This is a genomic window from Chroogloeocystis siderophila 5.2 s.c.1 (genome assembly GCF_001904655.1).
Lineage (GTDB): Bacteria > Cyanobacteriota > Cyanobacteriia > Cyanobacteriales > Chroococcidiopsidaceae > Chroogloeocystis > Chroogloeocystis siderophila.
Window position 1 is genome coordinate 21,437 of the sequence record NZ_MRCC01000018.1, and the last position, 25,751, is coordinate 47,187.

The 25,751-nt window shown below is 42.1% G+C and carries 23 protein-coding genes; 9 read left to right on the forward strand and 14 right to left on the reverse strand.

Going from position 1 to position 25,751, the window contains the following annotated elements; all coding sequences use genetic code 11:
• Nucleotides 1-97 precede the first annotated feature (97 nt).
• Entirely contained in the window at nt 98-2,212 is a 2,115-nt protein-coding gene (argZ, locus tag NIES1031_RS19045) for a bifunctional arginine dihydrolase/ornithine cyclodeaminase (RefSeq protein ID WP_073551059.1), read from the forward strand.
• 129 nt (nt 2,213-2,341) lie between these two features.
• On the opposite strand, the gene NIES1031_RS19050 is transcribed toward argZ, so the two are convergent.
• The 3 genes from NIES1031_RS19050 to NIES1031_RS25810 all read right to left on the reverse strand — a co-directional run bounded on the left by NIES1031_RS19050 (nt 2,342) and on the right by NIES1031_RS25810 (nt 4,852).
• Nucleotides 2,342-2,806: a hypothetical protein gene (locus tag NIES1031_RS19050; RefSeq protein WP_073551060.1), complete on the reverse strand. Its 465-nt coding sequence runs from the start codon at nt 2,804-2,806 to the stop codon at nt 2,342-2,344.
• A gap of 449 nt (nt 2,807-3,255) precedes the next feature.
• The gene (locus NIES1031_RS19055) at nt 3,256-4,371 is read right to left on the reverse strand and encodes a homospermidine biosynthesis protein (protein ID WP_073551061.1); all 1,116 of its coding nucleotides are present in this window, start codon (nt 4,369-4,371) and stop codon (nt 3,256-3,258) included.
• A gap of 127 nt (nt 4,372-4,498) precedes the next feature.
• The gene (locus NIES1031_RS25810; RefSeq protein ID WP_330219976.1) at nt 4,499-4,852 is read right to left on the reverse strand and encodes a macro domain-containing protein; all 354 of its coding nucleotides are present in this window, start codon (nt 4,850-4,852) and stop codon (nt 4,499-4,501) included.
• Nucleotides 4,853-5,213: 361 nt separating this feature from the next.
• Here NIES1031_RS25810 and cobO point away from each other — a divergent pair, with 361 nt between their 5' ends.
• Entirely contained in the window at nt 5,214-5,891 is a 678-nt protein-coding gene (gene cobO, locus NIES1031_RS19065) for a cob(I)yrinic acid a,c-diamide adenosyltransferase (protein WP_073551062.1), read from the forward strand.
• A 25-nt stretch (nt 5,892-5,916) separates the two neighbouring features.
• On the opposite strand, the gene NIES1031_RS19070 is transcribed toward cobO, so the two are convergent.
• The 6 genes from NIES1031_RS19070 to hepA form a co-directional block, all read right to left on the reverse strand.
• Nucleotides 5,917-6,498, reverse strand: a complete 582-nt coding sequence (locus NIES1031_RS19070; protein ID WP_084544402.1) for a hypothetical protein — start codon at nt 6,496-6,498, stop codon at nt 5,917-5,919.
• 300 nt (nt 6,499-6,798) lie between these two features.
• On the reverse strand, nt 6,799-7,713 hold the full coding sequence (locus tag NIES1031_RS19075; protein ID WP_073551063.1) for a sulfotransferase: 915 nt from the start codon (nt 7,711-7,713) through the stop codon (nt 6,799-6,801).
• Nucleotides 7,714-7,729: 16 nt separating this feature from the next.
• Nucleotides 7,730-8,956: a glycosyltransferase family 4 protein gene (locus tag NIES1031_RS19080; protein WP_073551064.1), complete on the reverse strand. Its 1,227-nt coding sequence runs from the start codon at nt 8,954-8,956 to the stop codon at nt 7,730-7,732.
• Nucleotides 8,957-8,982: 26 nt separating this feature from the next.
• Nucleotides 8,983-10,185: a glycosyltransferase family 4 protein gene (locus NIES1031_RS19085; RefSeq protein WP_073551065.1), complete on the reverse strand. Its 1,203-nt coding sequence runs from the start codon at nt 10,183-10,185 to the stop codon at nt 8,983-8,985.
• Between the two features lie 50 nt (nt 10,186-10,235).
• The gene (locus tag NIES1031_RS19090) at nt 10,236-11,312 is read right to left on the reverse strand and encodes a glycosyltransferase family 2 protein (protein ID WP_073551066.1); all 1,077 of its coding nucleotides are present in this window, start codon (nt 11,310-11,312) and stop codon (nt 10,236-10,238) included.
• Between the two features lie 78 nt (nt 11,313-11,390).
• Nucleotides 11,391-13,241, reverse strand: coding sequence for a heterocyst formation ABC transporter subunit HepA (gene hepA, locus NIES1031_RS19095; protein ID WP_073551067.1), 1,851 nt, complete (start codon nt 13,239-13,241; stop codon nt 11,391-11,393).
• 888 nt (nt 13,242-14,129) lie between these two features.
• Between hepA and NIES1031_RS19100 the strand changes: the two genes are divergently transcribed.
• The gene (locus tag NIES1031_RS19100; protein WP_073551068.1) at nt 14,130-15,227 is read left to right on the forward strand and encodes an ABC transporter ATP-binding protein; all 1,098 of its coding nucleotides are present in this window, start codon (nt 14,130-14,132) and stop codon (nt 15,225-15,227) included.
• Nucleotides 15,228-15,376: 149 nt separating this feature from the next.
• Here NIES1031_RS19100 and NIES1031_RS19105 read toward each other — a convergent pair whose 3' ends face one another.
• The 3 genes from NIES1031_RS19105 to dxs form a co-directional block, all read right to left on the reverse strand.
• Nucleotides 15,377-15,682 carry a hypothetical protein gene (locus NIES1031_RS19105; protein ID WP_073551069.1) on the reverse strand — a complete coding sequence of 102 codons (306 nt, stop codon included), beginning with the start codon at nt 15,680-15,682 and terminating at the stop codon, nt 15,377-15,379.
• A 122-nt stretch (nt 15,683-15,804) separates the two neighbouring features.
• Nucleotides 15,805-16,866 carry an S-methyl-5-thioribose-1-phosphate isomerase gene (gene mtnA, locus NIES1031_RS19110; RefSeq protein WP_073551070.1) on the reverse strand — a complete coding sequence of 354 codons (1,062 nt, stop codon included), beginning with the start codon at nt 16,864-16,866 and terminating at the stop codon, nt 15,805-15,807.
• Between the two features lie 113 nt (nt 16,867-16,979).
• Nucleotides 16,980-18,887 carry a 1-deoxy-D-xylulose-5-phosphate synthase gene (gene dxs / locus NIES1031_RS19115; protein ID WP_073551071.1) on the reverse strand — a complete coding sequence of 636 codons (1,908 nt, stop codon included), beginning with the start codon at nt 18,885-18,887 and terminating at the stop codon, nt 16,980-16,982.
• Between the two features lie 332 nt (nt 18,888-19,219).
• Here dxs and NIES1031_RS24500 point away from each other — a divergent pair, with 332 nt between their 5' ends.
• The 3 genes from NIES1031_RS24500 (at nt 19,220) to NIES1031_RS19120 (ending at nt 21,032) form a co-directional block, all read left to right on the forward strand.
• The gene (locus tag NIES1031_RS24500) at nt 19,220-19,396 is read left to right on the forward strand and encodes a hypothetical protein (protein ID WP_178378187.1); all 177 of its coding nucleotides are present in this window, start codon (nt 19,220-19,222) and stop codon (nt 19,394-19,396) included.
• A gap of 204 nt (nt 19,397-19,600) precedes the next feature.
• A complete protein-coding gene (locus NIES1031_RS26125) occupies nt 19,601-19,735 on the forward strand; it encodes a hypothetical protein (RefSeq protein ID WP_269086032.1) in 135 nt (44 codons plus the stop codon).
• A gap of 430 nt (nt 19,736-20,165) precedes the next feature.
• On the forward strand, nt 20,166-21,032 hold the full coding sequence (locus NIES1031_RS19120) for a phytanoyl-CoA dioxygenase family protein (protein WP_073551072.1): 867 nt from the start codon (nt 20,166-20,168) through the stop codon (nt 21,030-21,032).
• Between the two features lie 54 nt (nt 21,033-21,086).
• Here NIES1031_RS19120 and NIES1031_RS19125 read toward each other — a convergent pair whose 3' ends face one another.
• Nucleotides 21,087-21,827, reverse strand: coding sequence for a WecB/TagA/CpsF family glycosyltransferase (locus NIES1031_RS19125; RefSeq protein ID WP_073551073.1), 741 nt, complete (start codon nt 21,825-21,827; stop codon nt 21,087-21,089).
• Between the two features lie 110 nt (nt 21,828-21,937).
• A complete protein-coding gene (locus NIES1031_RS19130) occupies nt 21,938-22,810 on the reverse strand; it encodes a helix-turn-helix domain-containing protein (protein ID WP_073551074.1) in 873 nt (290 codons plus the stop codon).
• Nucleotides 22,811-22,940: 130 nt separating this feature from the next.
• Between NIES1031_RS19130 and NIES1031_RS19135 the strand changes: the two genes are divergently transcribed.
• The 3 genes from NIES1031_RS19135 (at nt 22,941) to NIES1031_RS19145 (ending at nt 25,678) form a co-directional block, all read left to right on the forward strand.
• Nucleotides 22,941-23,600, forward strand: a complete 660-nt coding sequence (locus NIES1031_RS19135) for an FMN-dependent NADH-azoreductase (protein ID WP_073551075.1) — start codon at nt 22,941-22,943, stop codon at nt 23,598-23,600.
• A gap of 16 nt (nt 23,601-23,616) precedes the next feature.
• Nucleotides 23,617-24,102, forward strand: coding sequence for an anthrone oxygenase family protein (locus NIES1031_RS19140; protein ID WP_073551076.1), 486 nt, complete (start codon nt 23,617-23,619; stop codon nt 24,100-24,102).
• A 178-nt stretch (nt 24,103-24,280) separates the two neighbouring features.
• Nucleotides 24,281-25,678 (forward strand): sensor histidine kinase, encoded by a 1,398-nt coding sequence (locus tag NIES1031_RS19145; protein WP_073551077.1) that lies wholly within the window; start codon nt 24,281-24,283, stop codon nt 25,676-25,678.
• Nucleotides 25,679-25,751 lie beyond the last annotated feature (73 nt).

The following is a 25,751-nucleotide window of genomic DNA, read 5'->3' on the forward strand; positions in this document are numbered from 1 at the left end:
TATGCGAGGCAAAATCGTAGCGAGTTCTACAGAATTGGGGCAGCAAAAATCTGTATCCAATAGAAGCTTGGGATTTTATTCACACTGACATTACTTTATGACTTCTTCGATCCGCTTCCTCATGTGTCCTCCTGACCACTATGACGTAGACTATGTCATTAATCCTTGGATGGAAGGAAATATCCATAAGTCTTCACGCGATCGCGCGGTCGATCAGTGGCAAAAGCTGCATCATATTATCAAAGACCATGCAATTGTAGACCTCGTACAACCCCAAAAAGGTGTACCTGATATGGTGTTTACCGCTAATGCAGGACTCGTGTTGGGAGATAATGTCGTTCTCAGTCGTTTCTACCACAAAGAACGACAAGGCGAGGAACCATACTTCAAAGCGTGGTTTGAGTCACAAGGTTACACAGTGTATGAATTGCCGAAAGATTTGCCATTTGAAGGCGCGGGAGATGCACTACTAGATCGCGAAGGTCGTTGGCTGTGGGCGGGTTACGGCTTCCGTTCGGAACTTGATTCGCATCCTTATATTGCCAAATGGCTCGACATCGAAGTGATATCATTGCGGTTGATGGATGAACGCTTTTATCACTTAGATACGTGTTTTTGTCCGCTTTCGGGTGGTTATCTGCTATACTATCCACCCGCGTTTGATTCGTATTCTAACCGGATGATTGAAATGCGCGTTGCACCCGAAAAGCGAATAGCGATCGCTGAAGCCGATGCCGTGAATTTTGCGTGTAATGCGGTCAATATCGACTCGGTTGTGATTATGAATAAGGCGAGTGACAATCTCAAACAACGCCTCGCCAAAGTCGGATTTCAAGTAATTGAAACACCATTAACCGAATTTCTCAAAGCAGGTGGTGCAGCTAAATGCTTAACATTGCGAGTCACTGAACCAGTACGCACTGAGGTAACGGCGAATGTTTCTGTTGAAAGCCGTACAATTCGTTTGGAAGGACACTTACTCGATACAGGTTTAATCAACCGCGCGTTAGATTTGATTGTCGAAAATAGCGGTAGCTTCCAAGTTCTCAAGTTTAATCTAGGAGAACAACGACAAAGTACCTCAACCGCCGAAGTAAAAGTTTCTGCACCTTCGCACGATGTGATGGAAAGTATCATATCGCAACTGATTGACTTGGGTGCAGTCGATTTACCACAAGATGAACGCGATGCTAAATTAGAGCCTGTCTTGCAAGCAGGAGTTGCACCCGACGACTTTTATGTCACTACAATTTACCCCACCGAAGTACGGATTAATGGTGAGTGGGTACGCGTGCAAAATCAGCGGATGGATGGCGCGATCGCAATCAAGCAAACGGCTGATGGTATTTGGGCAAGGTGTAAACTGCTACGTGACCTAGAAGTAGGCGAACATGTTGTTGTTGATGTTCAAGGTATCCGTACAATTCGCAAAGCTGAATCACGCGAACAACGCAACGCCCAAGAATTCAGCTTTATGTCAGCAGGTGTTTCTAGCGAACGTCGCGTAGAATTAGTTGTTGAACAAGTCGCGTGGGAACTGCGGAAAATCCGCGACCAAGGTGGTAAGGTTGTTGTCACAGCGGGTCCTGTGGTGATTCATACAGGTGGTGGCGAACATCTTTCAAGATTGATTCGTGAAGGTTATGTGCAAGCATTACTCGGTGGCAATGCGATCGCTGTCCACGACATGGAACAAAACATGATGGGGACGTCGTTGGGTGTTGATATGCAACGCGGAGTTGCAGTGCGCGGCGGACACCGCCATCATTTGAAGGTAATTAACACCATCCGTCGCTATGGTAGTATTGCAAAGGCTGTTGAGCAAGGTGTGCTGCAAAGTGGTGTGATGTACGAGTGCGTTCGTGCAGGTGTACCATTTTCGCTTGCAGGTTCTATCCGCGATGATGGACCATTACCAGATACACAGATGGACTTAATTAAAGCACAGCAAGAATACGCGCAATTACTAGAAGGCGCAGATATGATTTTGATGCTGTCTTCAATGCTGCATTCGATTGGTGTCGGTAATATGACACCCGCAGGTGTGAAGATGGTGTGTGTTGATATTAATCCGGCGGTGGTGACAAAGTTAAGCGATCGCGGTTCCGTAGAATCAGTTGGTGTCGTTACCGATGTCGGCTTATTCCTCAGTTTGTTAGTACAACAACTCGATCGATTAACAAGTCCGTACCACGTAGCACAAATGGTTTAATAGAGATTATACAAGGTGGGCAGTACGTTCACCTTTTTCTTTAGGTGAGTAACTACTTGTAAACTCAACTTTTGTTTGTTTCGATTGACTTATCTTTGAAAACTAAAAATTATCTATCATAAGCCAATTTTAAAGTGCTGTAGGAGTCAGGATAACACCATTAGCACGTAAGAGAGGGACTTCTATGCCTTGCTCTACATCTTTGGGGATGTAAACTCTATCTGGATAAATGTTCTCGAAATAAGCAATAGTAGCCTCTCCAAATGCTTTAGTTGTTGCTGCGCCAATTGCAGGTTTTGCTAGCCAACCTACTACAGGAACAAAACTTGCAACTTCTCCAGCAACCTTACCGACTGTGCTGCCGATGCCTAACGCAGTAATAGCTGTGGCAATTGCTTTAATACCTCCAGACATTTCTTCAACATTAACTCCATATATTTCAGCAAGGCGTTTCACTACATACAATTGAACAACGGTTGTTCCTGCTGTAAAAGCACCTGGAACAGGTACAGTACCTGAAACTGCACCTGAAGCAATCATTTTTGGTAAATCTTCTCTAGCTTTATCTCTACAATACTTGGGATGATTCAACATAAAAAAACATAAATATGATTAATAATATATAGACTTGTTCATTATTTATGTTTTGTTTATCTTAAGAATGGTAAAAAAACACGGTTGACATATTATTGAGATATCTTCTTGATATAATTTCTGCAGAAAGTCAGGAACTCTAAGCATTTCCTAATCATTTGGCAATCGTAAGCGTTAGAATCTAGTTATTAATTCATAGATGAACGCACATTTAAGTATGCTTTTCCTAACAGTTGCTACAGAAAAAATGACAATATAGTTCAGTTAAATACTCTGTTATCAACCAAACTAAACTGATATATGAACAAAGTAGGAGCAGCATAACTCGGCTACTCCTTGAAAGCAAGAAGAGTACTGCGCTAACTTCAGCACATTAAATATTATCCTGCAGTCTTTTTATCCTTGGCAAGCAAGCTGGGCTAATACCTACTTGAATCATTCGTTATTTACTAGTCATTACGATTCGCTCCGACTAATTGTGCTTGCTGATAATCGTGCTGGAGTTTACTATACATTTCCTCGCGGCGGTCGTACAAGCGCTTCAATGGACGGGGCTGACATTGATTCATCACGTAGGCGGTGATGATAGGTAAGGCGATCGTACTGTCAGTATAGCAAACGAGCGTACTTGGTAACTCCTCAGGGTCAACTTTACCCCAGCTAACGGCTTCACTCGGAGTTGCGCCGGAAAGTCCACCGGTATCAGGGCGCGCATCAGTAACTTGAATAAAATAGTCGTGTCCGCGTTCTTCTAAACCTAAGACTTCATGAAGTTGCGGTTGCGTTTGCAACAGGAAGTTTTTCGGGCTACCACCACCAATAATCACAGCAGCGCTTTTTCCTTCGACATCAGGATTACCAGATTCGCGCGCGCAGTAGGCGATCGCCGCAGTTTCATTGACATCGATGGATGGATCGATTACCATTTTAGAGCCTGATAAAGACAATGCTGCGACGTTCATACCAATCGAACTATCGCCAGGAGAAGATGTGTAGATCGGAACGCCACATTCGTAAGCTGTTGCTAATAAACAGGAATGCTGCACGCCAACTTGTTTTTCGATTTCTCGGACGTATTTACCTAGCAAGTTGTGGAACTCAGCGGTTCCCATACGTTTTTGAAACGGTTCGGCTTGGAGAATTTTGCGGATGAAAGCGTCGGTTTCGAGCAGGACATCATAACCAAAAATAATATCATAGATGCGGATTGTTCCTTGCTCGCGGAGTTTGACATCATCTAAAAAGGGACTACTGCTATATAGCTTCATGCCCAAGCCGTAATGCAGATCGTGGTAGAGATTAGCGCCTGTACTAATAATCCAGTCAATAAAACCATGACGAATGAGTGGTGCAAGTGCTGAAACGCCAAAACCTGCGGGAGTCATCGCGCCTGATATACTCATGCCTACTGTGACTCCTTCGCGCAGCACTTCGCGGCTGAGTAATTGACAAATTTCGCGTAGTCGTGCTGAATTGTATGCGGTGAAGTAGTTATCAATTAATTCCACGACACCGATATCCGATGCTATTGGTACTGGTGCAATTTTTTTGCTAGGTATTGCCATGAATTCACTCCTATTGATGGATCGCCCCGATCTAATGTAGCTAGGTTTTGGCAATTTGTTGGAGGGCACTTAGGTAGCGATCGCCTGCATCTTGACTAAAGCAAACTAAAATCACTTGTTCAAGAGTCTAATTCTCGGTGAGCAATTGCTGAATCTCACTCATTGCGATTCGGAAAGCGCGATCTACAGGAAATCTATAAACTCCCGTGCTAATTGCGGGAAACGCAATTGTTTGAGTTTGATATTCTAAAGTGAGTGCCAAGCTACTACGGTAACATCGCGCAAGTAGTTCATCTTCGCCTTGACGTCCGCCCCGCCACACGGAACCTACAGTGTGAATCACCCATTTGGCTGGAAGATTGTAGCCTTTGGTAATTTTTGCTTCTCCTGTTGCACAACCTTGAAGTTGACCACATTCTTTGAGTAATTCAGGTCCCGCAGCGCGGTGAATTGCCCCGTCTACACCACCGCCACCTAACAGCGAGTGTTGGCAGCGTTGACAATCGCATCGACATTTTGTTGCGTAATATCGCCGATAACGAGGTTGATTCGTTGACTCATATTATTTTTTTACTATAAAAAATGTTTAATCGTACTATTTACACTCATAAAAAATGAACTTCAACACTCTTTTGTTATGATGAGATTGATATTTAAAAATATAACAAAATCTGTTTAGTAAATTAAAAAGATACACGCTTAGTATAAATTGTTTTCCCAGTTATAATAAAAAGTAAAATTAAATATAAATAATGATAGTTTGCGTTATCGAAGTTCAGTAGTTATGATATCTTTATTATTAATGAAATTAACAATAAGTTATAAATGCAATTATTTAACCAATGACAGCAAACACTCCCACAAACTTAAATCCAGATATAGAAGCGGAACACTTGAATCAAGAAGCAACGGCTTCATCACTGACAGAAGAACAGTATCAGCACAAAATGCAGCGGCGTAAAGAAGTACAACAAAAGCGTGTCGCGCAAGCATCACAAGAGAAAGGCTTAATTATTGTTAACACTGGTAATGGTAAGGGAAAAACGACCGCAGCGCTTGGAATGGTATTGCGATCGCTGGGTCATGGATATAAAGTAGCTGTTATTCAGTTTATCAAAGGCGCTTGGGAACCCGCCGAAAAAGCAGTTCTCAGTCATTGGAAAGATCAACTAACGTTTCATGCAATGGGTGAAGGATTTACCTGGGAAACGCAAAACCGCGATCGCGATATCCAAAAAGCTAATGAAGCTTGGGAAACGGCGTTAAACTACATTCGTAATCCTGACTTTAGATTAGTACTGTTAGATGAAGTCAATGTCGCCATCAAATTAGGTTTTTTAAACGTTGATAAAGTTTTAGCTGGGATAGCGCAAAAATCAAGCAATTCACACGTTATTTTGACAGGAAGGGGCGCACCCGCAGCTTTAATTGAATGTGCAGACTTAGTAACTGAAATGACTTTAGTCAAGCATCCGTTTCGCGAACAAGGCGTAAAAGCACAACCAGGAATTGAATTTTAATTATGAGCTGTGTCTTTAGTAATAGTTAGTTTGGATAGTGATTTTTACAAGCTTGTAATATTTGGTGATCGCTGTCACTAACTTCAGGAAGTTGGTAGTATTCTTGCAAAGCGACGGCATACGGGTAGGCGATCGCATTCACTTCTTCCCCTATTTGCGGTTTATTTCCTGCGGCGGCGATTTGTTGTGGGCTGTGCGGTGTTACAGATTCTTCTTCGACGCTGGGCGCATTCGCAACCATCAGCGCTAGTTCACCCGAATCGATATTACCAGCGAAGCAACTAAATTCTGAGTAAGGTAAATAAAATGCCCCTGTCACCTTACCTTGGTGTAATTCAAACACCATATATTCTTGCCCTAGTTGTTGTGGCTGCGGTGCTCTACCATACAAATACACGCCGTCTTTTTGTGGTAATTTTCCGCGTAAAGCTTGAAAGGTATCTTTGTCTAACACTTTAGTGAGAGAATGATTTGGCGATAAAGTGGCGATCGCCAAGTATGTTCCTGATGTCACCTCACTCGTAAACATGCCCATTCCTAAGAGTAAGCTAGCCAGTGGAACTTGCAGCGATAAACGACATAATGATAACAACTTATAAACTTTCATTGATAAAATAGGGGCACTATTCAGCGTTACTTAAAGCATAGCTAATTGGTTATATATAATTATTCCTTCAAAAGTTGGACTTTATCTTCAACAGAACTTAAACACTAAATAAAGAGAATCTTCTTTTAGGTAAATAGACAAAACTAGAACAATAAGGGAATAGTTTTGTCTACAAAAGCGATTCAGCAGTTTCCAGAAATGTTATGTCATAGTCAAGAAATGATTTAGCAGCAATTGATAATAGCTGCCAATATACAACAAATGACACGAAGCACTGAAGCTAGTAGTGATACTGCACGATTATTTTGCCATTAAAGTATACGCACCCTTGGCATTTGGTAGAGGATCTTGCGAATAGATCGCGTCTAATCCAAAAAGACTAAGAATCTCCATCGCTCTTTGCAGTTGTTCGTTGGTAATATATTTTTTCCAGCTATCTACTACATTCCCTATAGTAATAATCGCACTTTCTTTTCTACTTGTAGCCGAAGGTTTGTTAAGAGTTGCAAAGACCGTATCGTCAAATTTCTTGCCTAAAAATTTAAATAAGCTTTCAATTTCTACTTTAGGATCTTTACAAAAATTTTCGTAGAATGCTAGATGAATTTCTCCTGGCGCAAACTGTCGCAAAGGAACATAATTTTCTAAGCACCATAGAAAAATCTGCTTTTCAAAATCAGTTTTAGATGCTTCAATTTCGTGTCTAAACGGCTGTAAAAAGTCTTCGACTAATTCGGGTTGTGCTAATAACTCGTCGAGATGATCGCCCCATCCTAAGTGAAGTTTTGAGTTAACGACAGCACATGGATGTCGGAATAATAGAATAATCGGAACTTCAGGAAAGTGATGATTTAGCCATTTTAATAAGAAGTTTGCTCGAATATCCTTAACCATCCGTTTATGACAGAATCTTTTTTGATTAAATTGATCTGTCCATCTATTTCTGATTTTGCCGGATAAGATGTCTTTTGTTGGTTGAATAAATTCTTGTTGTTTATTATCTGGTCTTAAGTATTGTCGGTATCTAAAATGCTCAACCTTACTAACTTTGTAAGGGTGGAAAGGTTCAAAAATATCTCGATAATCATTATTGTAGTTAATTATAGAAGAAACCCAAGTTGTTCCACTTCTTCCAGTTCCTGCTAGAAAAATTGCCTGTTTATAATCTGAATTTAACTCTAAAAAAAAATTTGACCAACGCGTATTTTTTATCATTTTTATGATGCGTATCTTATATACTCTTGGTTAGTTGCGAATAAAGTTCTACATAACGCTTAGCTTGTAATTCTAGAGGATATTCTTGAAGTGCGATCGCCCGACAATTCTGGCGCATCTGTTCCCGCAGGTTCCGATCTTCTAAAAGCTCTATTATGCCTTTGCACAGATCTTGAGCATTTTCGGGTTCGGCTAAGTAACCTGTAATCCCAGGGCGCACGAGATCGGGAACACCACCAATTTTGCAGGAAACCATCGGCGTACCGCAAGCAATACTCTCTTGTAAGGTTAATGGTAAATTATCTGCGCGCGTAGGAAAAACAAATAAGTCAGCAGCTGAATAAGCAGCTACTTTTGATTCGTCAGTGGTAAGATAGCCCAGGTCAATTGTTGGCATTCCTACAGTTTGAGCAATTGCAGCACCACTACTACCAAAGATGAGCAATACAGTTTCAGCTTTTAAGCTACTCGGTAAATTTTGCAATGCTTGCGCTAATAAATCTCCTCCCTTGCGACGTTCAGTTACGCTATCCGCAGCGAACATCAGTACTTTTTTACCTTTTGGTATTCCTAAGTGTGCTTTACACTGTTCGGGATCGCGGGATTGATAGGTTTGGGTATCGATACCATAGGGGATATGATGAATCGGAAAGCGGCTGAGGATACTTTGCTTGGCTTGTTCGTACAGCCATCGACTCGGCGCAACTATATTTAAATTTGACTGACGATAAACCCAGTTTTTCAGTTTCCATTCTACGTGAGTGTTATCTTTTTCAATTTCTGGATAAATATTCGGATATGGGCATTTTCCGCAACCTGTTTTCCAGCGATCGCAGTCATAGCTGTATGAGCAATGTCCCGTAAAACTCCACATATCATGAAGCGTCCAAACTGCTGGTTTGTGATTTGTCAATCGCGATATTGCTAAATAATTAAAATATCCTGTATGTAAGTTATGAAAGTTAAGAATATCAGCATCTTGATAAATTTTATATTTAGGAATATTGAATGTATTTAAAAAGTGGATATAATTCAAGCCTGAAGGTTTAGATATACGGCGATATAGTAAGCTTTCTATATAGTTTTTTTCAGGAATAACAGTGACGCGATCGCTCGTTGTTTGCGCTTGTTTAACTAAAAGTTGAGAATCTATTCCTTGAGCTAGCAAACCTTGATGTAATCGATATCCTGCAATTGCTGCGCCTCCACTTATATCAGATTGATTGATATGTAATATATTCATTGCTGTCAGAGGATATATTATTTCAATTAATGCTGTTTGTTTAATGCTTCTTGAAAAAATAATTCATAGCTCTTAATACAGTTTTCAATATTAAACTTATCAAAAGCTTGTTTGGCAATTTGAGAGTGTTCTTCACGGAGCGATGGATTATTAATGTATGCCAGCATAGCATCAGCGAGAGAAGAGACATCGGCTTTACCCGCTTGGCAATTAATGATAAAGCCTGCTGTTTGATCGTTGTGCTTGATCATTTCAGGGATTCCTCCCATATCAGTAGCGATCGCTGGTTTCCCAAAAGACAAATATTCAATAATCGAGTAGGGAAGGCTTTCACCGTCAAAATAAGTGGGTAACACCCCAACATCAAAACACTCGATCCAATAATTAGGATCAGAAGAGTAGCCGACAAAGTGTACTGTAGCGGCTTTGCTAGCGATTGATGCTTTTAAATTTTGTAGATACTCGCTATCACCGACAAGAATTAAATGCGCTGCTTGCTGAGTTGTATGCATCACTTGTTCAAATGCTTGAATTAACTCCAACCAGCCTTTTTCAGGAATTCCTCTAGCTACCATACCAAAGACAAGCGCATCTTTTGGTATCTTTAGTTTCTCTCGTCCAGAAACAGGATATTGAACCGTCTGAGGTTGTGCTACACCGTTATAGATTTTTTTTATGGGCAAGTGATTTGCTACATACCGCGAAATTGCTGTAGCATTATCTTCAGACAGCACAACGATTCCGTTAATTCGATTAAAAATTTTCTCAGTACTACTGCGATCGCTCAGTTGTTGTTCTATAACATATTTATAATCACCATGATCGGTAACAATAATAGGAATAGATGCTTTTTCTAAAGTTTCTACAACGAAGTTATCGGCGTGATAGAGATGACTATTCACTAAGTCAATATTGAGTTTTTTGAGAATATAATTGAAGTGTAATTTCCGTAAATCCTCCCGAAATTTTATTTTTCTACCGATTTTTGATGTCCAGCGCTCTACTTTTGATAAAGCTCGATTAAGTAGCGTGCGCGATGAAGGAGGAAAGAATGAAATAACTTCAACAGTATCAGGAAATCTATCGACTAAAGAATTATCTGTAATTGGGAAGAAATTACAGTTATAAACATAGACAGAGTGATTTTTAGCTAGACCACTTGCTAATCGAATCACAAAGGTTTGCGCACCTCCGGTCATTAAATGTGAAATAGTAAAGAGAATTTTCATACATTACTCGGTCAAAAGGCAGGAAAGATAGAGTGAAGTATTGAGCTTAATTAAGCTAATTGAGTAGACATGGGTGTATTTTGTAATGTTGCAGGATGCCTTTGGCGCATGAGATATGCAGGCCAACGAAAACTGAGGTATTCTCGCGCTAGGCGTCGTATATAACGAGTACGCCGCACTTTGAAATAAACTAAACCTTCCCAGTACTCTAGATCGTTAACTAAATTCTTCTCCCGACAAATCGACCAAACTCTGACAGCTTCAGACGTAGACTTTACATAAGTTGACCATTGCGTTGCCAGCCAAAAATAAAGTCCGGCGACAAGATAGCGGCGGTACGAATTGAGCAATTGTGCTTTGGAAAGCATCGCATAAACATCCGCGATCAGTTGTTCGTTAGAAAGCAGATATTCCGCCGTAATTCCTTTTTTACCAATGGAATCCCGCTCTTTTACAGGCATTCGCCAAAAACAATCGAGTTGAGCAAATCGTTTGTACTTTAATCCTTTAACTAACGCTCGTAAATGAAATTCCCAGTCTTGCCAAATGATCAGGCTTTCATCCCACGATCCTAAGCGTTGTAATGCTTCTTTTTTCCAAATGGGACTCGTTGTTTGCCAAGGAACATCTAAAGATAAAAAACGATCGAGGTCATTTTCTTGGTCTTGGGTTTCTCGATTCCACAACAAGGCGCGATCTCCTGGGCGATCGCAAAACACCTGACAAGCAAATACCCCAAAGTCTAAATCGGGGTGATTATCCATAATAGCAACGCGTTTTTCTAAGCAGTGTGGCGCTAGGCAATCATCCGAATCTAGAAAGATGATATAGTCTCCTGTCGCGTGAGAAACTCCTAAATTACGCGAGGCGGGCGCACCTGCATTACCTTGAATGCGTCTGATAAAGCGGATACGCGGTTCTTGCTTTGATAGTGCCAACATTTGCGCTTCGGTTTCGTCGGTTGAACCATCGTCAACGACTAGCGCTTCCCAGTTGGCATAAGTTTGTTTGCGGATTGATTCAATTGTTTCTAATAAAAGTAAGTAGCGGTTCTTGGTAGGAATAACAATCGAAACCTGCGACGAACTTTGATTTTGTTCTATTTGAGTGTTCCCATGAAGACTCATGTAATTAACTGCTGTAGTCGTGAATAGAATTGGAGTCTAAATAGTACTGTCCGGAATATCTTTTAAAGTGCGCTGCACTCATCCTGCTTGGCTATATTCATGCTGCATTTGATGGTACTTCCAAAGTTCACCACGTTGGTCGAGTAACTCCTGATATCCTCCTTGTTCAACGATCCGACCTTGTTCTAAAACAACAACTTTGTCTGCACGAACAATTGTCGATAGACGGTGCGCGATCGCAATCACGGTTCTCCCGACTGCGAGTTTTTCTAGTGATTGTTGAATCAATCTTTCCGATACCGAGTCTAAGGCACTTGTTGCTTCATCCAGAATTAAAATTTCTGGGTTGCGCAGCAGGGCCCGCGCGATCGCAATTCGCTGGCGTTGACCTCCTGATAAACGAACGCCGCGATCGCCTAACTGTGTTTCAAATCCTTGCGGCAACTCCTGAATAAACTCCAGCGCATTAGCTAGCTTTGCTGCTTCAACAACGGCTGCGTCGTCTACATTTTCTAAGGCATACGCAATATTCTCACGTACTGATGTGTTGAAGATATAAGTGTCTTGACTGACAACAGCTAATTTGTTGCGGATAGTGTAAACATTGAATTCTCGCAAATCAACGCCATCGATTAACACTTGACCATGCGTAGGATCGTAAAATCGAGGAATCAAATCGGCTAAAGTACTTTTACCCGCGCCGGATGCTCCAACAAGCGCTGTCATCTTGCCTTTTTCAATTGTCAAATTAATGTTGTGTAAGACAATTTCATCGGCGTCGTAACCAAAATCTACTTTGACAAACTCGATTGCGCGCTTCAACCCCACAAATTTTTTGTTGCCATTATGAAAGAATGGCTTATCTTCCGTTTGCAGTAATTCTCTAATATTATTGAACGATCCTTGACAATTGCTAAGCTGTACTCTGGCACCATCAATTTGGCGGCGCACTGGCATAATTCGCAATAGTACAAACAGAAAAGTTAATAGCGAGGATACTTGCAGTTGACCACTAGGAATTAAAACTGAAAATGCTAATAGCAGCATCCCAACCAAAATTGCTGTTGCAACACCTTCAGAAAGCGGCTCAATGACTGATGAAACTGATACAGCTTTAGTCGTAGCTTTGAGAAAGTTAGAATTCGCTTCATCAAATCTTTTTCTTTCAAAGTTGTACGCTGCAAAAGCTTGCACTGTACGAATGCCATGAATGTATTCGAGTGAAATCGAAGTATACCACTTTGCGGCTCTTGTTCTTTCAAAACTTGCCTCGCGTACGCGCCCCAAAAGTGCTGTCATGCCTACGGATACTAAACTAAAGAGTAGGACAGTAACAATTGTCAGTTGCCAAGACAGCAAGAGCATCGAAATAATGTAGACGAATAATATCGTAAATTTTGTCAGGATTACCGATACGAAATTAAATGCCTGCATTAGCTGCATGATTTCAGTCGTAATGCTGTGTACCAAACCACCAGACCTTGTTTTGGCAAAGTACCGTAAGCTTAATGATTGAAATAATTCAAATACTCGCTTGCGCAGGAAATAAACTAACTTAAATTGGGCAATTTGCGTGTAGAGGCGACCCAAATAAGTAAAAAGCGATCGCAAAAGAGTTGTCAATAAAATTAAGCCACATACTCGATAGACACGCTCAGAAGCAGGCATATTAACACCCAAAAACCATATATCAAACCACTCGATTCCGGTGCGAATTGGTTGAGCGTTTGGATTCGTTAGATTTTGCAAAAACGACAGAATAAATCCTACTCCAATGCCTTCAAATAGTGCAGCAACTATAGTAAAGACGATTGCTAAGACTGCAATACTCCGAAAATTGCGGAATTCTCTAATTAAAAAGTAGTTCTCTTGCCAAAATTTTGTAGCACTTAACAAATTGCGGAATGGTTGCGAAATTCTGGAGTTCATTACTTATAGATTTGCAGTAGGAGTAAATTTATAGCCGATGCTGATATCAGCACAAGTTGAATAGAAATGAGCACTACAATAACATTTTTTTATTGAGCTTATCTCTTCTGTTATGAGTAGTGCTACCCAAAAAATCACATAGATACTTTAGCTGGCATTGTGAAGCTTTAGTTGGAGGGTTGGACATAACTACTTGTGAAAACACTCCGTTTGCCGCTATTGTTAACATTTTTTTAATTACAGACAATATATCACCGTTTAATACACGGTGCAACGTATTATAATATACAAATAATTACATCAAAGTATTTTTGCTGTTACCAATCGCAGCTTAGTTGACAAAGTTGGTACTACATCCTCCGCTCCTCAAAAATTGAGGAAAGCGATTTTTAAGTATCTCAGCGGTCACTCTTGCGTAAGATGACACAAAAAAAAAGTAAGTACATAGTCTGAAAAACTCAACGAACTTAAGGATTGCATAGTTAAAATAGCTGGACTGCATAGGTCTTCGCTGAAAGCTGTGTGACAGTTTGTTGTATGACTACAAGTCAAAGTAGAATATTTTTGAAAAAAAACTGCGAGTTAATGATAATGCTGTCAAGCGCTGAGTTGTTTTTTAAATGCATCACAAGTTAATTTCAACCCAAGGATCTTAATACAGACGACATCCATGCCTATTAATTGTAAGTACAAATTTAGCAAACGACGATTTCTGATAGTTCATTAACTAAGTTCAAACTCAGAAAGTTGTAGCGGCGACAAAAAAAGGGCTTTGTGTCGAAGCAGGGCTTAGAAAACACTGTACCAACCTACAATTTAGAGATAAAACAGGGTTTCTCTGTTCCCAAAAACATGACATGCAGCTTATTGTGGTTCAGGGATTGTGTAATGGTGAAAGTTCGTCTAGAGGATATTAAACGCAAGTTCAACAACGTCACTGCAATCGAGGATATTACGTTTGAAGTTCCTGATGGAGAATTTTGGGTACTTGTCGGACCCTCAGGATGTGGTAAGTCTACAATATTAAGGACAATCGCCGGACTAGAAACAGCAACAAGCGGGAACTTATACATTGGGGATGTACTTGTCAACACTATTCCTGCGCGTCAGCGCGATGTCGCGATGGTATTTCAAAATTACGCACTGTACCCGCATATGACGGTAGCAGAAAACATGGCTTTCGGCTTACGGATGCGAAAAGTTGACGCGAATGTGATTCGCCAAAGGGTAGAAACCGTCGCGCGATCGCTTTCCCTCGAACATCTTTTAGAACGAAAACCCAAGCAATTATCCGGGGGACAACAGCAACGCGTCGCACTAGGACGCGCGATCGCCCGCGAAGCGCAAGTATTTTTATTCGATGAACCTTTGTCTAATTTAGATGCGCAGCTACGCGACGATACTCGTGCAGAATTAAAACAGTTGCATCAAAATTTGGGCATTACGACAGTTTATGTCACGCACGATCAAGTTGAAGCAATGACTTTAGCTGATCGCATTGTTGTCCTCAATCAAGGTAGAATTCAACAAATTGGAGAACCCCAAAGCGTTTACGCTCAACCGGCAAATCGCATGGTTGCAACTTTTTTGGGCAATCCACCGATGAATATCCTACCCGCGAAGTACAAAAATGGAAACTTTGTAGTCGAAAATCAAATTATTCCTTGTTCAGTGCACGTTCGCAATGCCTTGCACTTAGTTGAGGGACAAGCAGTAGATTTAGGAATTCGTCCAGAAGATTTATTTATTAACGAACCACAAAAAAACGAAGAGGTGATTGCTTTAACAGTTGAAGTTAAGGTAGTAGAACCGTTGGGGAGAGAAACTTTAATTCGTGCGAGTCTACTAAGTTCGAGCGTGCAAGTCAATATTCAACAGGCGGGCGCAATCCGTTTACGCTTGGGCGATCGCTTATCACTAGGGCTTGACGTAAACCAGCTATTTATCTTTGACTCAAATACAGGCGATCGCTTATATCCGTGTTAGTTAACTTCCAAGAACTTGTCCATACGGATGAGGTACTCATCCGCTGCTATGGGCTTGTAACCTAGTCTTTGATATAGTCGTTGGGCAGGATTTTCTTTAAATACACTCAACTGGATGCGCTGTAGGTTCTTTTTCCTCGCGATGTGTTCTCAATGTGTTGTAGCAACATTGTACCATCTCCCTGACCGCGAAATGATGCTACAAGCTGAATAGTATGGATATAGAGAAATTGCTTGCTTCTCGAATTGAAAAAAGCCAATGAGTTTACAGTTGCCATACACCATCGTGTCCATTTCTGGATGCGGTTCTTGTTGGTGAAGTTCTTCATCCCAACCAAGGGTACGACTTACTACCAAATAAAAATTTTCTCTAGTTAATGACCGGATGAACGCGCCATGCACTTGGGGATTACAAGGAGTAAAGGTAAGTTGTAAATCTAAGGAGTTTGCAAGCATTGCGATCGCCTCTTACATACTCTAAAACTTACACAAGAACGCGCTGAAACTCTTATCCTTTGCGTGCTTTGTGTCCTCTGTGGTTCATTTTTTCATACTTTTGCGTAAATTCTTATTATTCCTCAAACCAGATTTGCTTGTAACTTTTCCTGTAATTGATTCGGCGCAAAAGCACCGTATTCAGTAATAATTGCGGTAATCAAATCTGCGGGAGTAACATCGAATGCTGGATTGTAAAACTCAACTCCTTCGGGAGTAATTGTCGTGTCACCAATTGCATATATTTCGCTTGCGTCGCGTTCTTCAATCGGAATTTCGCTACCACTTGCTAAAGAAAAATCAATCGTTGAACGCGGAGCCGCAACAAAAAACGGGATATTATGCGCTTGAGCAACAATTGCTAAGCTGTAAGTACCAATTTTATTCGCGGTGTCGCCATTCGCCGCAATTCGATCCGCACCGACAACAACAGCATGAATTAATCCGCGTTGCATACAATGTGCTGCCATACTATCGGTAATCAATGTAACGGGAATTCCGTCTTGAACGCATTCCCACGCCGTTAGTTTTGCGCCTTGTAAGCGCGGACGTGTCTCATCAGCATAAACTCGCGCTAATCTCCCTTTAGCCCAAGCACAACGCACGACGCCTAAAGCTGTACCATAGCCTGCTGTTGCTAAAGCACCCGCGTTGCAGTGTGTGAGGATATTCAGTTTTTCTGGAGTAGAGGGTAAAACTTCTAAACCGCGATCGCCGATTGCTTGACACGTGTGTAAGTCTTCGGCATTGATTGTTTGTGCGGTTTGCAGCAACGCTTGTTGAATTTCTGCAACTGAACCCAATGTTTCATAAGCTGTTTTTAACATTCGGGCGATCGCCCAAAATAAGTTAACCGCCGTCGGGCGCGTTGCGCGTAGCATCACGGCGACTTCTTCTAGCTGATGCAAAAATTCGTCGCGATTTTGAGTCTGGATAGCGCGCCCCCCTAAATACATGCCATAAGCTGCTGCAACTCCAATTGCAGGCGCACCTCGGACAATCATTGTTTTGATCGCCTGCGCCATATCTTCACAGCGATGAATTTCTACAAATCCATACTCGTGGGGTAGCCGCGTCTGATCGATTAGTAAAACTGAGTTTTCATACCAAACAACGGGAAAAACTTGAGAGGGGCAAGAGGACATAGTTCGAGGCTCAAAAGTGCGCTAAGCAAGAGAATTTTCTTCAGTTTAATTAAAAGATGGATCTCAGCTTTGATGTGTGTACGGGCGCACAAGTGTACGCCCATAAATTTCCTTTAGCTTACCGACGAAAGTGTTTTGTTAAAAAAGGCTTTTAACACTTCTTGGGCAATTTGGGGACTGGTTAAACCTAATTCAGCCTTAGACTCGTCGGGGGAAGCATGGTCTACTAAGACATCGGGTACACCAAATCGCTTGACAGGTATGACAACATCTGCGTCGAGTAGTGCTTCTGCTACTGCCGAACCAAAGCCACCCATCAGACAACCTTCTTCTAAAGTGACAACACGTCCGATGCGTTGTGCCAATGGTAGAATCAATTCGGTATCAAGTGGCTTAGCAAACCGCGCGTTGACGACTGTTGCTTGAATGCCATGTTCGCTGAGAATTTCAGCTACCTGCATTGCTGGGTACACCATTGAACCAAATCCTAAGAGCAAAACGTCGTCGCCATGACGTAGCGTTTCGCCTTTGCCGATTTCTACTGGTTCCCAACCTTCTTCCATTAAAGGAACACCGTAGCCGTTACCGCGAGGATAGCGCATCGCGATCGGACCATTAGTGTAGTCTACACCAGTGACGACCATCCGCTGTAACTCGGCTTCGTCTTTAGGTGCCATCAACACCATGTTAGGTAAGCAACGCAAGTAAGCAATGTCATACATTCCTTGATGCGTCGGGCCATCTGCGCCGACAATTCCTGCACGATCCATGCAGAAGAACACAGGTAAGTTTTGGATGCACACATCGTGAACGATTTGGTCGTAGCCGCGCTGCAAGAAAGTTGAGTAAATCGCAACGACAGGGCGCATTCCCTCACAAGCTAAGCCTGCGGCTAAAGTGACGGCGTGTTGTTCTGCAATACCAACATCAATGTATTGTTGGGGAAGTTTCGCTTGCAATTTGTCGAGTCCTGTCCCTGTAGCCATTGCGGCTGTAATTCCCACAATTTTAGGATTATTTTCCGCAAGTTTTACCAAAGCATGGGCAAAAACTTTGGAGTATCCAGGGGGTTTCGGTTTACTCGAAGGAATTGCTTTACCTGTTGTCAGGTTAAACGGCGATTGCGCGTGATAGCCTACTTGGTCTTGTTCGGCGATCGCATAACCTTTACCTTTGACAGTTGCGACATGAACAAGTACCGGTCCGCCAATTTTGTGTGCTTGCTTGAAGGTCGTAATCAGTTCTTCTAAGTTATGCCCATCAACAGGACCCATGTATGTAAAGCCTAATTCTTCAAAAACGGCTCCTACTTTAGGTACTGCTAACCGCTTCATTCCCTCTTTAAACCGTTCGAGTTCGGTTTCTAAAGAATCACCAACAAAAGGAATTTGTTTTACTTGTTCTTCTAAATTATCGGAAAGAAACTGGACTGGCGGACTTAAACGCATTTTATTCAAATGGCGCGAAATTGCACCTACATTCGGAGAAATTGACATTTCATTGTCGTTTAACACCACGAGTAGGTTTGTCTTTGGCAAGTGTCCTGCATGGTTAATCGCTTCTAATGCCATACCACCAGTCAAGGCACCGTCACCAATGACCGCAACAACTTTGAACTTTTCGCCTTTCAAATCGCGCGCGAGTGCCATGCCCAAAGCAGCCGATATGCTTGTAGAAGCATGACCCGCGCCGAAGTGATCGAAAGGACTTTCACAGCGCTTTAGATAGCCTGCTACACCGTCCTTTTGCCTCAGTGTATGAAATTGGCTATAACGACCAGTAATTAGTTTATGTGGATAAGCTTGATGACCTACATCCCAAATGACTTTATCTTGGTCGAGGTCTAGGGTTTGGTAAAGCGCTAGTGTTAATTCCACCACACCTAATCCAGGTCCAAGGTGTCCGCCACTCGCCGCCACGGTCTGCAAATGCTTATCCCGAATTTGACGGGCGATTTGCTGCAATTGGCGAATCGATAAGCCGTGCAACTGGTTAGGATGGGTGATTTCACTCAGGTGCATATTCGGGGTACTCTCTGGCTTTGATCTTTAATGATTGTCCCATTAAAAATCCTACCCAAACTCACGGGGATCTGGTAGTTTTGCTGTCAGCGATCGGCTAGTCGTTTGCAACAACAAACGCAATGACAACAAAAAAGCGAGCAAATCGAGCCATTGTTAAAGTTTCAATTGATCGGATAATGTTATTGTTCTTGGTCAGTATATTTTTAAGCGTTGTATCATTTTATAAAATGTATAAAAATATACATAAATAATTTACGCAAGTCAGTAAGTTTCCAGTTGGCAGCAGCAGCCATAACTAACCAGCTTAAGTTAATTATGAGGTCAATCTTTTGAAACAAACAATTTATAGCCCAAAGCAAATAATTGCTTTGGCAATTCCTATTTGCAGCTTATTTGCATCGTCAAATCTCGTTTGGGCAGGAGCTACTTTACAAACTCCGCAACCTACGTGTACAGTTTTAGACTGTGGTAGCTCCTCAATTACGGGTAATTACGTATATGAATAACCTTTTACCTAAGGCGTACCATTCAACGTACAATTGTTCAGCGCAGGTAATGAATGTTTAAGAGTAGCAGTAACTTCTCAGAAGGTGGATACCGAGCTTGCACTCATTTCGCCTGATAATCAATTTTGGGTAAATGATGACTTCAATGGACTTCGTCCGCGAATTGTCGCCCTTACTTCTCTCCGTGGATAGTATACGCTGCCGGTGACCCGATATGACGGGCGTGGACCTGGAGGTCAATTCACTTTCAAGTATGGGCGCTATCCATTAAGTAATCCTAATGGCTCGAACCCCACAACTACACTCAAATTTGTAGAACAAAATTCTACTCAAAAATAGTTTTAGTTCGTAACTATAGGTACCAACTCTATAAGTTGAGCAAATAATTGAATATTTAAATTAAGGTAATATATCCTACTCGCAAATGTAGGCAATTCAGTAATTCTGAGCAAAATGGCAGGGTGTAGATAATTTTTTGCATTCAGTCACATTCTCGACAAGTTGATTTTTCGTCATAACTTTTAACTGCTAGCTAATATTCATCAGCTAAAGCAATAAATACAGAAATTGTTCATAGCTACACTTTATAATATAATCCTCGCCTCTATATGTAAAAATATTAAATTATCAACACTGCAATTTCACTCAATTGCGCTGTTATTACTGAAAACTGCCCAAGTAAACTACGTGCTTACGTATAATTGCCACAAAACTTACATAGGTATAAAATTTAGCATAATGTTACAAAAACTCATCAACTTCTGCTCCAATGCTTAGACGCTTTAAGCAATTTAATCAACGTCTTCGGCGAGAATTAGCGGTTTTTAAGCCAGAGATAACAGGAATTATTAATGACCGCAAAGAATACCAACGCCAACCGCAGAATTTGTTTACTGAGCAAGGCTATGAGGTGATTCCGGATTTTTTGGATAAGCAAGAATGCGATCGCTTAATCAAAGTTGCGGATTCTTATATCAGTAATCAAAGCTATGTCATTACTGGAGATTGCTATTTACTTTGTCGAAAAGATATTCATGATGTAGACTTGGACGTTCAACAGATTATGAATGCCCAAGAGATTGACGATCAACTCGCACAATTATTCAATTCACACATCATTGAAGACGTCTTTGAAGCGCGTATTGGTGAGCGTGTTGTGTTGCGCAATATCTCAATAAAAATAGATAATCCGGATACAAACTCCAAACGCGGATATCATACTGATACTGTGACAAAAACAGTATATAAGGTCTTTATTTATCTCACTGATGTCAACGAGTGTGGCAATGGGCCGTATACGGTGATACCAGGTTCGCATCGACATACGTACCGAAGAATCATCAATTATTTCTATGGTTGGATAAAGCAAGTACTATACGGTTCAAAACATAGCCGTAACTACAAAGAAGATATTCAACTTCTATATAGTGATCGCCAAAGTGTACCGCTATTGGCACCAGCAGGAACAATGATTATATCCAACCAACAAATAGTACACAAAGGATGGCACCAGCAAGACAAGAGTACTCGCTACGCGCTAGTTTGCTACGTCATCCCAGCGAAAGATTATCACGGTCAACGCTTCTCTTTTGGCAGAACCGCATTGCAGAAAGGTGTAGAAGTTATTAGTAGTTAGTGGCTAGTGGCATTATTTAATATCATATCACTAGTTACTCTAGAGCGTGTAATCTTATATCTGTGTTAGCCGATGAACTAAGGCTTTGCCAGCAAACTTCGGTAAAGCCGACATACGTCGCCAACGCCAAGGTTCTTGATACAGGCGATACAACCACTCTAAATGATTATCGCCTAACCAAGCTGGTGCTCTCGATTTGACACCTGCCCAAATATCAAAGCTACCGCCAATTCCAATCCAAGTTGCTTGGGGACACAGGTGGCGATTTTGTGTAATCCATAATTCTTGACGCGGGACTCCCAATCCTACCAAAATTAATTTTGGTTGTAGCTTTTGTAACGTTTGCGCTAATTTTTCGGATTCGATGGGTGACAAGTAGCCATGTTCAGCCCCAACGATTTGGAGATGCGGCGATCGCTGTTGCCAAGTTTTAGCAGCTTTGGTGGCGACTCCTGGTGAACCTCCATAAAAAAATACAGGGGACGAATTTGGTGTTTGCCCTAAATTGTGCAAAAGTAGCTCTGCAAGCTCAATTCCTGGACAGCGCTGGATGCGTTTACCGCGCAGCAGCATATACAACACAATTCCAGCCCCATCAGGAATGACTAATTCGGCTTGTTGAATTGCGTGCGCTAGCGCGGTATGCTGCTCTGCTTGGATTGTCATTTCTGCATTCAGCGTAATCACATGAGTGCCAATGCCTTGTTCTAAACGCGATCGCAACCAAGTGATATAGTCATCCATCAGATGAACTGGCAACCCTAGTACAGAATCTAAAAGTGCTGCCTCAGACATTGTGCACCTCACTACCTTACAAAGCTTATGTGCAAAAGGCTAGCTTGTCTAGACGCCAAAATTTTACCGTACTCTTGGAAATTAGGGAATGCGATCGCTGAGGTTTGTATTTATTGCGCTCGATATGCTTTCGGAGTTATACCCGTAAGTTGCCGAAATTGTTTGCTCAAATGACTGTGGCTGTTGAACCCACACAAAAAGGCAATATCTATAATTGATTGGTCAGTTTGTTTCAACAACTGCTTTGCGCGTTCGACTCGTTGCTGAAGCAGATATTGATGAGGCGCTATCCCTAGCGATCGCTTGAACAAATGGCTAAAGTGATATTGACTCATGCCGAGCAATTTGGCTAAGTCTGCAAGCTTAATATCTTGACTGAGATACTCGTTAATGTATTCTAAAACTTGCAGAAGTTGACGTTGCGATAAACCACCTTCATAAGTTACCAAACGAGGTTGAGTAGCAGAGTAAAATCTGAGTAAATGCACAGCAAGGACGTTTGCTAGTGATTCAACGTAAAGCTTGCTAGCTAAATTTTCTTGTTTGAGTTCAGCAAGTAGCAGCATAGCGATCGCCTCAAGCTGCGGGTCGCGAGTTTGAAATTCAGCGAGTAACTCTAGCCGATCAAAATTGCTTTCAAGCATTTCGCTAGCAACGCGCTTCATGAAGCCAGACGCAACCCGAATTTGCAAGTAGCGATCGTCGCGATCCCAGCGGGCAAAAAACGGCATCTTTGCGGGCGTTATGGAAATGTCGCCTTTCCCATATAGTCCTGTATAAGTCTTACCTTCTCGGATTTGCACCAAGCTGACAGGACGCGATGCAAGCGATAAATTAATCGCGTGTTCATCACTAAAATGACACCATCCCTCACCCGCAGGATGTTGGAATTGCTCAACTAGAATATTTTCCCAACCTTGATTTTGACTTGACAAAATGGGTACGCAGGTTATTTCTTGCTGATGTGGGACGGTTGTCTTCACGATCTAACCCTCATTTGTCTTCGTAACCTAAAAACTAACCGCAAGATTTTGATAGTTGCACAAAAATCAGATAGCTGAGTACAAATCGTTTGCCTAAACTGACATTTTAGGTAGGTACTCAGGCAAAACTATGGCACACATTCTACACCTTGATTCTAGTCCTAGAGGAGAACGATCGCACTCACGCCGGATCACAAAAGAATTTATTGAAGCGAGGATGCAGGCGCATCCATCTGATATTGTTACGTATCGAGATATCGGTCGTCATCATATTCCCCATGTGGATGAATTATGGATTGCAGCAGCTTATACACCATCAGAACAACGCACTCCCGAACTAGCGCAAGCAATTTCCCTCAGCGATCGCTTGATTGATGAATTCTTAGCGGCTGATCTCTACGTCATCGGCATACCCATGTACAATTTCAGCGTTCCTAGTACATTCAAGGCTTATATTGACCAGATTGTGCGTGTGGGGCGAACCTTCGCGTTTGAACCGGAAGATACCGCCAACCCTTATCAGCCACTCGTCTTAGGTAAGAAAATGTTAATTATCACCGCGCGGGGTGGTTCTGGCTTTGAACCTGGTGGACGCAATGAGAAGCTGAATCATCAAGACCCTTATTTAACAACAGTCTTTGGGTTTATTGGCATCACCGATATCACATTTATCCATATTGAAAATGACGAATTTGGTGGTACAAATTTAGCGCGATCGCTCGCGGCTGCGCGTATCCAGGCTCAACTTCTGGCAAGCAATGAACACCATCTGCTTCGTAACGTTGGGTAGTCATTCAGGAGGCTTTATGGCAACTATCAATCACTTACCCTTTGTACTGAAGCTTGTGACGGTATTAGGCTGCGGGCTAGTAGCTGGAGTTTTCTTCGCCTTCTCCACCTTCGTGATGAGTGCGCTTGCGCGACTTCAACCGCAGCAGGGTATTACCGCCATGCAATCGATTAACATCACGGCAATCAATCCATTATTTATGACAGCCTTATTTGGTACAGCCGCAGCTTGCCTTTTTCTAACTATTTATTCGCTATTAAAGTGGCATCAACCTGGTACTACTTACTTGCTCATTGGTACCTGCTTTTATCTTGTTGGTATTTTAGTTACAATCGTGTTTAATGTGCCACTCAACGAAGCGCTAGCGACAGTTAAGCCTGACAGCACTGCTGGTGCGGAATTATGGGCTAGCTACCTCACCGATTGGACGTTTTGGAATCATATTCGCACAGTTACAGCACTGGTGGCAGCAGCAGCGTTTACCCTCGCGATCGGTAGTTGAGATTGCCTGAAGTGTCTTACGCTGAAGATAGCGGCATTCTGTGCAGCGTCCATAGTTGGGTTAAGCTTTTTAGGGTCATAAAGCTCTAGTCTATAGAGTTAAGACATGATAGAAGGTCGTAGTGATTTACCTAAGGAGAGTTTAACCCTGTCCTCTGACCTCTGACCCCTGCTATAAAATGTTTCAAGCTACTCGTCGCCGTTTGGCTTTGTGGTATACGTCCGTAACTGCGGTGTTATTGCTGCTGTTTGCTAGTGGAGTTTATTTGTATGTTCGCAGTACGCTCATCGAGCGCATTGACGATACGCTCAATCACGTTGTTGAAGTCGTCGAGCGATCGCTTGTCATCGAACCTACTACAGCCAATGCTGAGCAATTTCGCATCAACATCGAAGCAACTTTTCGCGATAATGCAGACGCGGTTGATGACGACCATATCGATTTAGAGTGGTTTAGTCCTACAGGAGAACTACTATGGTCAACTTTATCCGAACCTTTAGGGCTTCCGGTGCATCCGAATCGAACTGGTGAAACGGTAAGAGTCATTCGCGATTCAGATGCGATTGAGGGACAAGATTATACGCCACTATTACTGCGACAAGTTACCGAAAGAGTCGAAATTGGACGACAGGTATTAGGGTATTTGCGCGTGAGTCACCCGTGGTTTGAAGTCACAAAACCAATCCGCCAGCTAATTTTTGATTTAAGTTTGGGTACGGGGTTAATGGTTCTTTCTGTTGCGTTTTGTGGTTGGTTTCTTTCCGGAAAAGCAATGGAACCTGTACGCGAATCGTATCAACGCCTCAAACAGTTTACTGCGGATGCTTCCCACGAACTCAGAAGTCCGATCGCACTCATTCAAACTAACGTCCAAGTCGCCTTAACAGATCCCGAACTATTAGAAACATCCGGTGCTAGTGCTAAATACCACCAACAGTTAACCGTCATCGAAAGGTTGACTCAGCGATTAGGGCGCTTAGTTGACGATTTACTTTTTCTCGCACGCCAAGATAGTGGTATTGTACAACCCTGTTTTGCCGCGTGTCCTCTGGATGCTTTGCTGATGGAAGTTGTAGAAGAACAAAAATTACCAGCAACCGAAAAGAATATTGCTTTATCGCTGCATCTCATTGAAGCTCCTGAATCACACAATCCGCAACTAAGCGACGATTGGTTTACCCTCCAAGGCGATTGGAATCAGCTAGTTCGTTTGTTTACTAATTTAATCGTTAATGCAGTTCACTATACGCCACCTGGCGGTAAAGTAGATGTCGAGTTAGAAAGAGTTGCTTCGCCGCTTAATTCACGCACTGCTTTACTGCAAGTAAAAGTCAGCGATACAGGTATTGGAATTCCTGAGTCTGCCTTACCGCGCTTGTTTGACCGTTTTTATCGCGTAGATCCCGCCCGCACTCACACGGCTTCAACTTTAGTCGCTACACCAACAGGTTCAGGATTAGGCTTAGCGATCGCCGATGCGATCGTTGAAAACCACCACGGTCAAATTCATGTCGAAAGTACGTTACATCAAGGCACAACTTTTACTGTTACTTTACCCGCAAGTGCTGAGTTTTAAGTCTTCTCCTTGAAAACTAAAAATTGCCAAAATGCTTCCTGTGGCAGATGCACAGCGGTAATTATTCCTAATA

Bases quoted from the DNA above. Each gene is read 5' to 3' on its own strand.
- argZ (WP_073551059.1), top strand. From the start codon at position 98: ATGACTTCTTCGATCCGCTTCCTCATGTGTCCTCCTGACCACTATGAC.
- NIES1031_RS19050 (WP_073551060.1), bottom strand. From the start codon at position 2,806: ATGTTGAATCATCCCAAGTATTGTAGAGATAAAGCTAGAGAAGATTTA.
- NIES1031_RS19055 (WP_073551061.1), bottom strand. From the start codon at position 4,371: ATGGCAATACCTAGCAAAAAAATTGCACCAGTACCAATAGCATCGGAT.
- cobO (WP_073551062.1), top strand. From the start codon at position 5,214: ATGACAGCAAACACTCCCACAAACTTAAATCCAGATATAGAAGCGGAA.
- NIES1031_RS19070 (WP_084544402.1), bottom strand. From the start codon at position 6,498: ATGAAAGTTTATAAGTTGTTATCATTATGTCGTTTATCGCTGCAAGTT.
- NIES1031_RS19075 (WP_073551063.1), bottom strand. From the start codon at position 7,713: ATGATAAAAAATACGCGTTGGTCAAATTTTTTTTTAGAGTTAAATTCA.
- NIES1031_RS19080 (WP_073551064.1), bottom strand. From the start codon at position 8,956: ATGAATATATTACATATCAATCAATCTGATATAAGTGGAGGCGCAGCA.
- NIES1031_RS19085 (WP_073551065.1), bottom strand. From the start codon at position 10,185: ATGAAAATTCTCTTTACTATTTCACATTTAATGACCGGAGGTGCGCAA.
- NIES1031_RS19090 (WP_073551066.1), bottom strand. From the start codon at position 11,312: ATGAGTCTTCATGGGAACACTCAAATAGAACAAAATCAAAGTTCGTCG.
- hepA (WP_073551067.1), bottom strand. From the start codon at position 13,241: ATGAACTCCAGAATTTCGCAACCATTCCGCAATTTGTTAAGTGCTACA.
- NIES1031_RS19100 (WP_073551068.1), top strand. From the start codon at position 14,130: ATGGTGAAAGTTCGTCTAGAGGATATTAAACGCAAGTTCAACAACGTC.
- NIES1031_RS19105 (WP_073551069.1), bottom strand. From the start codon at position 15,682: ATGCTTGCAAACTCCTTAGATTTACAACTTACCTTTACTCCTTGTAAT.
- mtnA (WP_073551070.1), bottom strand. From the start codon at position 16,866: ATGTCCTCTTGCCCCTCTCAAGTTTTTCCCGTTGTTTGGTATGAAAAC.
- dxs (WP_073551071.1), bottom strand. From the start codon at position 18,887: ATGCACCTGAGTGAAATCACCCATCCTAACCAGTTGCACGGCTTATCG.
- NIES1031_RS19120 (WP_073551072.1), top strand. From the start codon at position 20,166: ATGCTTAGACGCTTTAAGCAATTTAATCAACGTCTTCGGCGAGAATTA.
- NIES1031_RS19125 (WP_073551073.1), bottom strand. From the start codon at position 21,827: ATGTCTGAGGCAGCACTTTTAGATTCTGTACTAGGGTTGCCAGTTCAT.
- NIES1031_RS19135 (WP_073551075.1), top strand. From the start codon at position 22,941: ATGGCACACATTCTACACCTTGATTCTAGTCCTAGAGGAGAACGATCG.
- NIES1031_RS19140 (WP_073551076.1), top strand. From the start codon at position 23,617: ATGGCAACTATCAATCACTTACCCTTTGTACTGAAGCTTGTGACGGTA.
- NIES1031_RS19145 (WP_073551077.1), top strand. From the start codon at position 24,281: ATGTTTCAAGCTACTCGTCGCCGTTTGGCTTTGTGGTATACGTCCGTA.